The sequence below is a fragment of the Mesorhizobium sp. M7A.F.Ca.CA.004.04.2.1 genome (assembly GCF_004022825.1).
In the GTDB taxonomy this organism is placed as follows: Bacteria; Pseudomonadota; Alphaproteobacteria; order Rhizobiales; family Rhizobiaceae; genus Mesorhizobium.
Window position 1 is genome coordinate 1 of sequence record NZ_RZPH01000114.1, and the last position, 9624, is coordinate 9624.

Genomic DNA, 9624 nt, shown 5'->3' on the forward strand with positions numbered 1-9624 from the left:
GGCAAAGGCACCGACGATCGTCTCGGCATGCTCGCCGATCGTGGAGGTGCTGCTGGCGATGCGCGACACCAGACGCTGATCCGCCTCGTCGAAGATACGGCCGATTTCCGAGGCACGGCTCGACAGCGCTTCCGAACCTTCGGCGATGCGCGAGACGAGTTGCTGGTCGGCGGCATCGAAAATGCGGCCAAGGTCCGACGCGCGTGCGGCAAGCGCTTCGGCCGATTCGCCGATGCGCATGCCGAGCCGCTGGTCGGCGCCTTCGAAGTTGCGCAGGATGTCGCCGGCACGCGCGGCCAGCGACTGGGCGGTCTCGATAGCGCGGGCAACCAGCTTCTGGTCGGCCGCATCGAACGTGCCGGCAATCTCGCTTGCACGGGCGGCCAGATGATCCGCGGTGTCCTGGGCCCGGGCAGTCAGCTGATCGGCGGCTTCCTGGGCACGGGCGGCCAGCTTCTGATCCGCGGCGTCGAAGGTGCCGGCGATCTCGCTTGCGCGAGCGGCCAGCTGATCGGCGGTTTCATGCGCGCGGGCCAGCAGCGAGCTGGACGTATCGTCGGCACGGGCAAGCAAGGCGTTGGACGTGTCTTCGGCGCGAGCGTGGAGGCGACGGTCTGCATCCTCGAAGGTGCGGGCGATGTCTTCGGCCCGCGCCAGCAGGGCGGCGGACGTCTGCTCGGCGCGCTCGGCGATCTTGCGGTCGGCGTCGCTGAAAGCGGCACCGGCCTGCTCGTGCAGGGTGCTGGTGACTTCCAGCACCTTTTCGCGCAGGGCGCCGGCGACAAACACGGCGCTCTTCTCGAGCACGGCGCGGACGTTGTCTACGCCTGTCGAGAGCGCACGCTCCATGGTGCCGGCACGCTCCTCGATGATGCCGGTCTGGCGGCTGAATGCCTGCTCGATTTTCTCGACATCGCCTGCGATAGCGGCAGAGATGTCCGAGCTTCTGGCGGCAATCTGGTCGATGTGGCCCGACAGTGAGCGGTCGACATCCTTGCGGGTCTCAGCCAGCTTGCCGAGATCGTCTTCCAGCGCGAGGGTCAGCATATTGCGGCCTTCGGCGAGCTTGCCGACATGCCCGGCGATGATGTTGTCGATATCGCCGCGGCTTTCGGTGAGCTTCTGCAGGTCAGCTTCGAGGGCGCGTTTGAGAATGTCGCGACCCTCGGCCAGTTTCTCCACCTGGCCGGCGACCAGGCCGTCGATGCTGGAGCGGCTTTCGGCCAGCTTGGCGAGGTCGGCTTCCAGCGCGCGCTTGAGAACATCGCGGCCCTCGGCGAGCTTCTCGACCTGGCCGGCGACCAGGCCATCGATGCTGGAGCGGCTCTCGGCCAGCTTGCCGAGATCGTCCTCAAGCGCTTTCGACAGGGTCGAGCGCTCCTGGACGAGCCTTTCCGCGTGGCTGTTGACGAGGCCGCCGACGTTTTCGAGGTCGGCTTCAAGCGCTTTCGACAGCGTCGAACGGTCCTGCACGAGCCTTTCGGAATGGCTGTTGACCAAGCCGTTGACGCTTTCGAGATCAGCCTCGAGCGCCCGGGCGAACTGTGCTCGGTCATCGACCAGTTTCTGCGACTGATCGGCAATGGTGCCCTTGATCGCATTGAGGTCGGATTCCAGAGCACGCCGCAGGATATCTCGGCCCTCGGACAACTTCTCGACCTGACCCGCAACCAGCCCGTCGATGCTGGAACGGCTGTCGGCCAGCTTGGCGAGGTCATCCTCAAGGGCCCTCGACAGGGCGGAGCGGTCTTGGACGAGCTTGTTCATGTGATCGGCGATGACGCTGTTCACATTCTGCAGATCGGCTTCCAGGACCCGGGAAAGCTGACCGCGATCCTCGGCCAGCTTTTCCGACTGGCTCGATATGACGCCCTTGATCGTGTTCAGATCGGATTCCAGCGCGCGCTTGAGAATGTCGCGGCCTTCCGCCAGCTTCTCGACCTGACCGGCGACCAGACCGTCGATGCTCGAACGGCTTTCAGCCAGCTTGGCAAGGTCGGCCTCAAGCGTCTGCGACAGCAGGCCGCGGTCCTCGGCCAGCCGTCCCGAGTGGCTTTCGATCAGGCCGCGTATTCCGGACAGATCGCTGTCGAGCGAATGGGAAAGCTGCGTGCGGTCCTCCGCCAGTTTGGCGGAATGGGTTTCGATGAGGCTCTTGATGCCGACGATGTCGTTTTCCAACGCCTTGGCGAGCACGGCGCGGCCCTCGGCGATCTTCTCGACCTGACCGGCGACCAGACCGTCGATGCTGGCGCGGCTGTCGGACAGTTTGCCGAGGTCGGCCTCCAGGGCGCGTGACAGAATGTTGCGGCCCTCGGCAAGCTTTCCAACATGCCCGGCCACCATTTCGTCAATGATCGTACGAGCTTGCACCAGTTTCCCGGAGTCTTCGTTTAGGGCAGTGGAGAGCCTGTTGCGGCCTTCTTCCAGCCTTTCGAGATGGCTGCCGAGCGATGCATCGATGGCCGCCCGCGATTCATTGACCTTGCGCAGGTCCTCTTCGAGAGCGCGCGAGATCAGGCTGCGGCCTTCGGCCAGCTTCTGCACCTGGTTGGTTACCGCCGCATCGATGCCGGCGCGGCCCTCGGCGAACTTCGCCAGGTCGGCCTCCATGGCCGCGGCCATGCGCTCGCGGCTTTCGGACAGTTTCCTGCTGTGGTTCTCGACGGCTTCCTCGATGCCGACGCGGGCGTCGGCGAGCCGCTGGATGTCGCTGTCGAACGAACGCGACACGACGTGACGGGCGGCTTCCATGCGTCCGGCGAAGTCGCTGGCGCGGGCTTCGAGCATGGAGGAGGTCGAGGTGACGATATCGGCCATGTCGGCGCCGATCTGGGTCTTGCCCTGATCGATCATCGCCGACAGCGTGTCCTTGCTCTCGGCGAAGGTGTGCGCGATTTCGCGGGCGCGCTCGACCAGCGTTTCGTTGATCTGGCGGGCACGGGCCTCGAGTGCCGCATTGAGCTTCTGCGTTCCGGTGTCCAGCGCCTCGGCGCGGGTCTGGAACTCGCTGATCAGGGCCTGGCCGCGTTCGGCGAGAGTCCGCTCGATGCCGTTGAGGCTGGCCTCGAATTCGGAATTGAGAGTGCGCGCGGCACCGCCGAGCAGCGACACCATGCCTGTGGTGCGATCGTCGAGCAGATCGGTCAACGACCGTGTCAGGCCGTCAGTGGTGTCCGTCAGCTTGGCGATGCGGGTGTCGAGAAGGCTGGCGAAGGCCTCGCCCGAGGTCGACAGACGGTCGGTGATCGAATCGAGCCGGCCTTCGACGGAATCGAAGATCGACATCGAGCTTTCGTTGATGCGGTCGATCAGCGTGTCGCCGGAATTGGTGATCGTCATCGACAATTTGGTCGACGCATTGAGGATCGAGTCGCGGATGATGTCGGAGGCGGCGCCGATCTCGTCCTTCAGCGTCTCATGCGCGCCGGTGATCGAAGCGCGGACGCGCTCGGCATGGGTGACGACGGCTTCGCGCTCGCTGCCGAGCCCGTCGACCAGCGAACGGATGCGGGATTCATTCTCGGAATAGGAGCGTTCGATCTGGTTGACTTCGCTGTGGACCAGCGTTTCCAGCTCGACCGCGCGGGCAAGCGTGCGTTCGATGCCTTCGCCCATGGCCGCGACCTCGCGACGAACGGCCTGGCCGATCATCATGACGCGATCCTGGGCAAGGTTTTCCGGCTCGGTCAGGCGGAAGGCCACTTCGGTCATCGACTGTGCGGCGATGCGCATTTCCTGGGCGCGGCGAATCATGGCGGCGAAGGCCCAGAACAGGATGACGGGCACGATGGCCGCGACCGCAAGGCCGATCAGCTCCGGACGGGCAAGGAACTGGTCGAGCGTACGGATTCTCCAGATGCTCGGTCCGAAAAGCAGATTGGCCAAACCGCCGGCGCCAGCGAACCAGGCGAGCGAAACGAAGGCAACGACCCAGTAAATGGTGTTCGAGGCACGCCTGTTGAGGCTGTGCAGGAGCGTCTTATAGTCCTTCTGGCGATCGTCATTGGCCGGTGCGAAACCAGCGGGCTGGGCGCCATTGCGCGGTTCCACGGGGCGCAATTCGGCAGGCTTTGCCTTGGGCGCGGGTTTCGCGGCGTGGTTCTGATTGACTACGGGCTCCGGGTTTTGTTCCGGCTTATGATTGCGTCCCTCGCGCGCCAACTCGTCGGCCGCCTGGGATATCTGAGCTTCCAGATCCTCCATAGAAGCCGCGATGTCGAGGTCGCCGTTGCCGATCTCGTTGCTGAGGTCGAGATCGAGCGCCTTTTCCAGTTCCCTGGCCACGTCGCTGTCGAGAGTTCTCGTCGTCGTTGGTTTCTTTGCCATGCCTTCGCTACCCTGTACTAGCTGCCGCGGGCTTATAATTCTGTTTGTCTTGCCCCGCGCAGGAGGCTGAAAATGGACCCCTCGTATCGTAATGACACAGGGGGGTAAAGAAAACATGCATTCCGCGGGATACGTAAAACTTTAAATATAAGGTTAACGGAACTGTGATTTGGGCGCCGCTTTGGCAACATTTTTCCCGGCCATTCATTAACCCGTTGTCCATTGGATTCGCCTAGGTTTTTGGGCGAATCGAAGAAACGGAGTTCGAGTTCATGCGTGGCGAAAGCGGCATTGCCTTCTCAATGCCCGGGGGCGACGTATCCGGACCAAGGCGGTCACGGCCGGTCGATTTGGCACACCTTGCCCGCCAGACGATGGGTGACCGCAGCCTTGAGCAAGAGGTGCTGGCGCTGTTTGTACAGCAGGCGCTGTCCGTGCGCGACAGAATAGTCGACGCCGACATCAAGGACCGGCTTCTGCTCGCCCATGGATTGAAGGGTTCGGCACGGGGCGTCGGCGCCTTTGCCATCGCCGATTGCGCCACCGAGATCGAGCATCGGCCGGAAGACGGCCAGACGCTCAAACGGCTTGGCATGCTGATCGACGAAGTGCGCGATTTCATCGCCGCCATCAACCGCTGAATCCGCGCTGAACCCGATTTGCGGAAAAACGTCATCGGGCGGCGCTTTCATGCGGCAGTTGACTTGTCAGCCGGAGTGATTATCTCGGCTGGAACTCCCTTCAGGTGACAAATGACCAAGCTGACTTTCATTGCCCATGACGGCACGCATTTCGACATGGACGCCGAGAACGGCTCTACGGTCATGGAGAACGCGATCCGCAACGCCGTGCCCGGGATCGAAGCCGAATGCGGCGGTGCCTGCGCCTGTGCCACCTGTCACGTCTATGTCGACGAAGCCTGGACGGCTGAAGTCGGCGAGCCGGAAGCGATGGAAGAGGACATGCTGGACTTCGCTTACGACGTCCAGCCGAACTCACGGCTGTCGTGCCAGATCAAGGTGCGAGACGCGCTCGACGGTCTCATTGTGCGGGTGCCTGCCCGTCAGGGATAAGCGCAGTATCTTTGCCAACTGATTTTTCCCGCTGCGGCTTGGCAGCGGAGCGATGGTCATGCAGTGTCCTGCTGTTTCACTACAGCGCCGCGCGTCCTCTTGGACGCGCAAAGGACGCTGTAGCACTTTTATTTGCGCATGATCCTTTCCGAAAATCGATCCGATTTTCGGGGTCATGCGCAGCGAGGCACAGGCATGACCGACATTATCAGGACAGACGTGCTTATTGTCGGGGCAGGACCGGTTGGCCTGTTTGCCGTGTTCGAGCTCGGCCTGTTCGACATGAAATGCCACCTGATCGACATTCTCGATCGGCCGGGCGGCCAGTGCGCGGAGCTCTATCCGGAAAAGCCGATCTACGACATTCCAGGCTGGCCTTCGATCTCGGCGCAGGGGCTGGTCGACAAATTGCTCGAGCAGATCGCGCCGTTCAAGCCTGATTTCAGCTACAACCGAATGGTTTCCAGCCTGGAAAAACTGGAGGACGGCAGTTTTCGCGTCACCACCGACGAAAACGAGGTGTTCGAGGCCAAGGTGGTGGTGATTGCCGCCGGCGGCGGCTCCTTCCAGCCCAAGCGTCCGCCGATCCCCGGCATAGAGCCCTATGAAGGCAAGAGCGTCTTCTATTCGGTGCGCCGGATGGAGGATTTTCGCGGCCATGACCTCGTTATCGTCGGTGGCGGCGACTCGGCACTCGACTGGACGCTGAACCTGCAGCCGGTGGCAAAGAGCGTGACGCTGGTGCACCGGCGGCCCGAGTTCCGTGCCGCCCCCGACAGCGTCAACAAGATGTATGCCATGCAGGAGATGAGGCAGCTGGAGTTCCAGGTCGGGCAGGTGACCGGATTGACCGGTGCCGACGGCCAACTGTCATCGGCCACCATCAAGGGACCTGACGGCGATGTCGAGGTGCCTTGCACGCGCATGCTGCCGTTCTTCGGCCTGACCATGAAGCTCGGACCGATCGCGGAGTGGGGTCTCAACCTTCACGAGAACCTTATTCCGGTCGATACCGAGAAGTTCCAGACATCGGTGCCCGGTATCTTCGCGGTCGGCGACATCAACTGGTATCCGGGCAAGCTGAAGCTGATCCTGTCTGGCTTCCACGAAGTGGCGCTGATGGCGCAGGCCGCCAAGCGCATCATCAGCCCCGGCGAGCGCATCGTTTTCCAGTACACGACCTCATCGACCAGCCTGCAGAAGAAGCTCGGCGTCTCCGGCTGAAGCTTACTCGGCGAGGATGGGCGCCGCATTGTCGGCGTAACCGCGAAGCTCCTTTTCGGGCATCAGCGTCAGCGTGATCAGCCCCAGCAGCAATGTAACGGCGGCGACGGCAAAGATCATCACGAACGGCTCGACCGTCGCGCTATGGCCCACGATCCGCACGCCTTCACCGGCAAGTGGCAAGCCGTAGCCCAGAGCGACCGCGCCGAGCATCGCGACACCAAGCGCACTGCCAAGCGAACGCAGGAATGTCAGCACGCCCGTCGCGACGCCGAGATGCACGCGATCGACGGCGTTCTGGACCGACACGGTGGTGACCGGAAACGTCGTTCCGGTTCCAAACCCGATGCAGATCGTCAAGACCTCTACCTCCAGCAGCGTTGCATATCCTGCGACGACGGCCAGCAGGCAGAGGCACAGCATGCTGAAGACGACGCCCACCATCGCGATGCGCTTGTAGTGGGTAAAATGCGGTATCATACGCCCGCTGAATGCCGCGCCGCCGACGGTCCCCAGCAGAAGCCCGAGCATCGCGATGCCCGACTCTGCGGCCGACAGGCCGAGCACCGCCTGAAGATAGACGGGCAGGTACACAGCCATGCCGACGCTTGCGGCCTGAAGCAGGAACATCGAAAGCGTGCCCGCCAGGACGATTGGATTGCCAAGCACTTCGAGTGAGATGAGCGGCTCGGCGGCTCGCATAAGCCGCAAGGCAAAAGCGCCCCAGAAAATCGCCGAACCGCAGAGAACGCCGATGACTTCAAGCGAAATCCAGGGATAGGCGCTGCCGCCCCAGTTCAATGCGAGCAGCAGCAGCGCCGTGGCAATGATCAGAAGCAACGCGCCCAGGCCGTCGATGCGATGGCGCTTTGCGGCAACGGGCAGTTTCTTGAGCGGCTTGTTGATGATCGCCATCGCAAGAACACCAAGCGGAATGTTGATCCAGAAGATCAGTGACCAGTGCAGGTGCTCTGCGAAAGTGCCGCCGAGCAACGGACCGGCAACGCTGGCGACAGCCCATGTGCCGGAGAACCAGGCGGCATAGCGTGCCCGCTCGCGCGGCGGAACGAGATCGCCGACCACGGTCTGCGTCAACGCGAACAAGCCGCCGCCGCCGGCGCCCTGGATCGCCCGCCCGACAACCAGCACAAACATGTTGGGAGCCATCGCACTGACCAGCGATCCCGCCAAAAAGATCAGGATCGCGGCATAGACGGTCGGCCGGCGTCCGTAGACATCGGAAATCTTGCCGTAGAGCGGGGCCACGGCGGTAGCGGTCAGAAGATAACCGGTGACGATCCATGGCAGATAGTGTGCGTTTCCGAGCGCATGCCCGATGGTCGGCATGGCTGGCGCAACAATGGTCTGGTCGAGTGCCGCCAACAGCATCGACAACAGCACGCCGCCGATAATGGCGTTCTTTTCGCTCTCTGTTATCGGCGTGCCGGTTTCCGCCATCGTTTTGTTATCGACAGCCTGGTCCATGATCGTTCATCCATAAGCTTGCGATTTGACCGGCCCTGTTCAGCCGTTCCGGTTTCTTGACCGTTTGGATCGCATTGGTGTTTTAAGCTCGCGTCTGGCGAGCCTGACATATGTCGTCCCATATAGGCCGGTTTCGACAGGGGCTCGAAAGTTTTTCGAATCTGGCACTACCTCCAGCGAATTTGGCTTTCAGTTCGGGTGCGTTCAGGCCGGCGGCAGTCGGCCGTTGCCGATGCGCTCCATGCGGTAGCGCAGCAGCCGCAAGATGCGGCTTTCGAAATTGACGCTTTCGACGCGGTCGAACTGAAGCTGGGCGCGGTCGTGCTTGGCCAGGACAGCCGCGGTGATCGCGGCCGCCTTGGCCTTGGCGGCATCGCAGTTCTTTTGCGGGTAGGTGGCCTTCAAGGCCTCTTCGAGTTCGCCGCCATGGTTCTTGGCGATTTCGACATGGCGCTCCTCATGGCGCTTGATGTCGGCGGACAGCGTATCCCAGAACAGCCTGACATCGGCGTCGGCCTTGCGCGGGCGGCGCCACTCGGGAAGGATCACCTTCACCTTGACGGTCACCGCCGCGTCGGCGATCCGGCAGGAACTCGGCGTCTGCGCATAGCTGACACGGGTGGTGAAGGCCATCTGCGTGGCGCCCGGGTGCCGGTTGCCGGTGCTTTTCACCTCCGGCCCGCGTTTGGAGAGTTGTGCCTCGATGTCGTCGAGGGTGCTGCCGCCGATGGCGAAATAGCTGTACGTCTTGACGAGATTGGCGGTCGCCGCCGGAAGCGGGGTCATGGCGAGCAGCAGCGCGCAAGCCAAGGATCGTTTCACGCCCAGGGACCGTCTTTTCATGCCAAGCATGGCTCGCTTCATCATGTTGCCTCTTCGATCACCTTGCTTTACGGCCGTTGCCGGCGCAATGAAATTGATCCGCCAGGGATCACACATGATTGATGAACTCCATGGTCGATGAGCAATGACGGCCCGGCGATGGCAGTTGGCGCATGGACGCCATCTCGACCTTGGCGGCAAGGCCGTGGTCGTCGGCATCCTCAATGTCACGCCCGATAGCTTTTCCGACGGCGGCCAGTTCGACGCCCCTGAAAAGGCGCTGGCCCAGGCGCGCCGCATGATCGGGGAAGGGGCGCTGGTTGTCGATGTCGGCGGAGAATCGACGCGCCCAGGTGCTGCCGCGGTATCGGCCAGCCAGGAACAGGACCGCATCCTGCCGGTGATCGAAGCGCTGGCGGGCGTGAGCGAGGTGCTGATTTCGGTCGACACCTATCGTGCCGACACGGCGCGGCTGGCGGTCGCCGCCGGCGCGCATATCGTCAACGATGTCTGGGGTTTGCAGCGCGAGCCCGATATTGCGCGTGTCGCCGCCGACACCGGCGCGGGGCTTGTCATCATGCATACTGGGCGGGATCGCCAGAAGCTGCCGGATGCGATTGCCGATCAACTGACGTTCCTGCGAAGGGCGCTGGAAATCGCCCGCCAGAACGGCATCGCCGACGATCGTATC

At 62.8% G+C, this 9624-nt stretch carries 7 protein-coding genes; 4 read left to right on the top strand and 3 right to left on the bottom strand.

From position 1 onward, the window contains the following. A partial coding sequence (locus EN893_RS07865; protein ID WP_128361473.1) for a kinesin occupies positions 1 to 4329 on the bottom strand: 4329 nt, incomplete at its 3' end. 272 nt (positions 4330 to 4601) lie between these two features. On the opposite strand from EN893_RS07865, the gene EN893_RS07870 reads away from it, so the two are divergent. The 3 genes from EN893_RS07870 to EN893_RS07880 all read left to right on the top strand — a co-directional run bounded on the left by EN893_RS07870 (position 4602) and on the right by EN893_RS07880 (position 6626). Beyond that, the gene (locus tag EN893_RS07870) at positions 4602 to 4970 is read left to right on the top strand and encodes an Hpt domain-containing protein (protein ID WP_127269546.1); all 369 of its coding nucleotides are present in this window, start codon (positions 4602 to 4604) and stop codon (positions 4968 to 4970) included. 111 nt (positions 4971 to 5081) lie between these two features. After that, positions 5082 to 5402, top strand: coding sequence for a 2Fe-2S iron-sulfur cluster-binding protein (locus tag EN893_RS07875; RefSeq protein ID WP_056582251.1), 321 nt, complete (start codon positions 5082 to 5084; stop codon positions 5400 to 5402). Positions 5403 to 5597: 195 nt separating this feature from the next. Continuing rightward, a complete protein-coding gene (locus EN893_RS07880; protein WP_127269545.1) occupies positions 5598 to 6626 on the top strand; it encodes an NAD(P)/FAD-dependent oxidoreductase in 1029 nt (342 codons plus the stop codon). Between the two features lie 3 nt (positions 6627 to 6629). Here the strand turns inward: EN893_RS07880 and EN893_RS07885 are convergent, their stop codons facing one another. Continuing rightward, positions 6630 to 8111, bottom strand: coding sequence for an MDR family MFS transporter (locus EN893_RS07885; RefSeq protein WP_127269544.1), 1482 nt, complete (start codon positions 8109 to 8111; stop codon positions 6630 to 6632). Positions 8112 to 8315: 204 nt separating this feature from the next. Further along, on the bottom strand, positions 8316 to 8954 hold the full coding sequence (locus EN893_RS07890; RefSeq protein WP_127375535.1) for a DUF922 domain-containing protein: 639 nt from the start codon (positions 8952 to 8954) through the stop codon (positions 8316 to 8318). Positions 8955 to 9078: 124 nt separating this feature from the next. On the opposite strand from EN893_RS07890, the gene folP reads away from it, so the two are divergent. Continuing rightward, the coding region (gene folP, locus EN893_RS07895; protein ID WP_128361474.1) for a dihydropteroate synthase at positions 9079 to 9624 on the top strand (546 nt) is incomplete at its 3' end.

Excerpts from the sequence above, each read along its gene's own strand:
- EN893_RS07875 (WP_056582251.1), top strand. The coding sequence starts at position 5,082 with ATGACCAAGCTGACTTTCATTGCCCATGACGGCACGCATTTCGACATG.
- EN893_RS07870 (WP_127269546.1), top strand. The coding sequence starts at position 4,602 with ATGCGTGGCGAAAGCGGCATTGCCTTCTCAATGCCCGGGGGCGACGTA.
- EN893_RS07880 (WP_127269545.1), top strand. The coding sequence starts at position 5,598 with ATGACCGACATTATCAGGACAGACGTGCTTATTGTCGGGGCAGGACCG.
- EN893_RS07890 (WP_127375535.1), bottom strand. The coding sequence starts at position 8,954 with ATGAAAAGACGGTCCCTGGGCGTGAAACGATCCTTGGCTTGCGCGCTG.
- EN893_RS07885 (WP_127269544.1), bottom strand. The coding sequence starts at position 8,111 with ATGGACCAGGCTGTCGATAACAAAACGATGGCGGAAACCGGCACGCCG.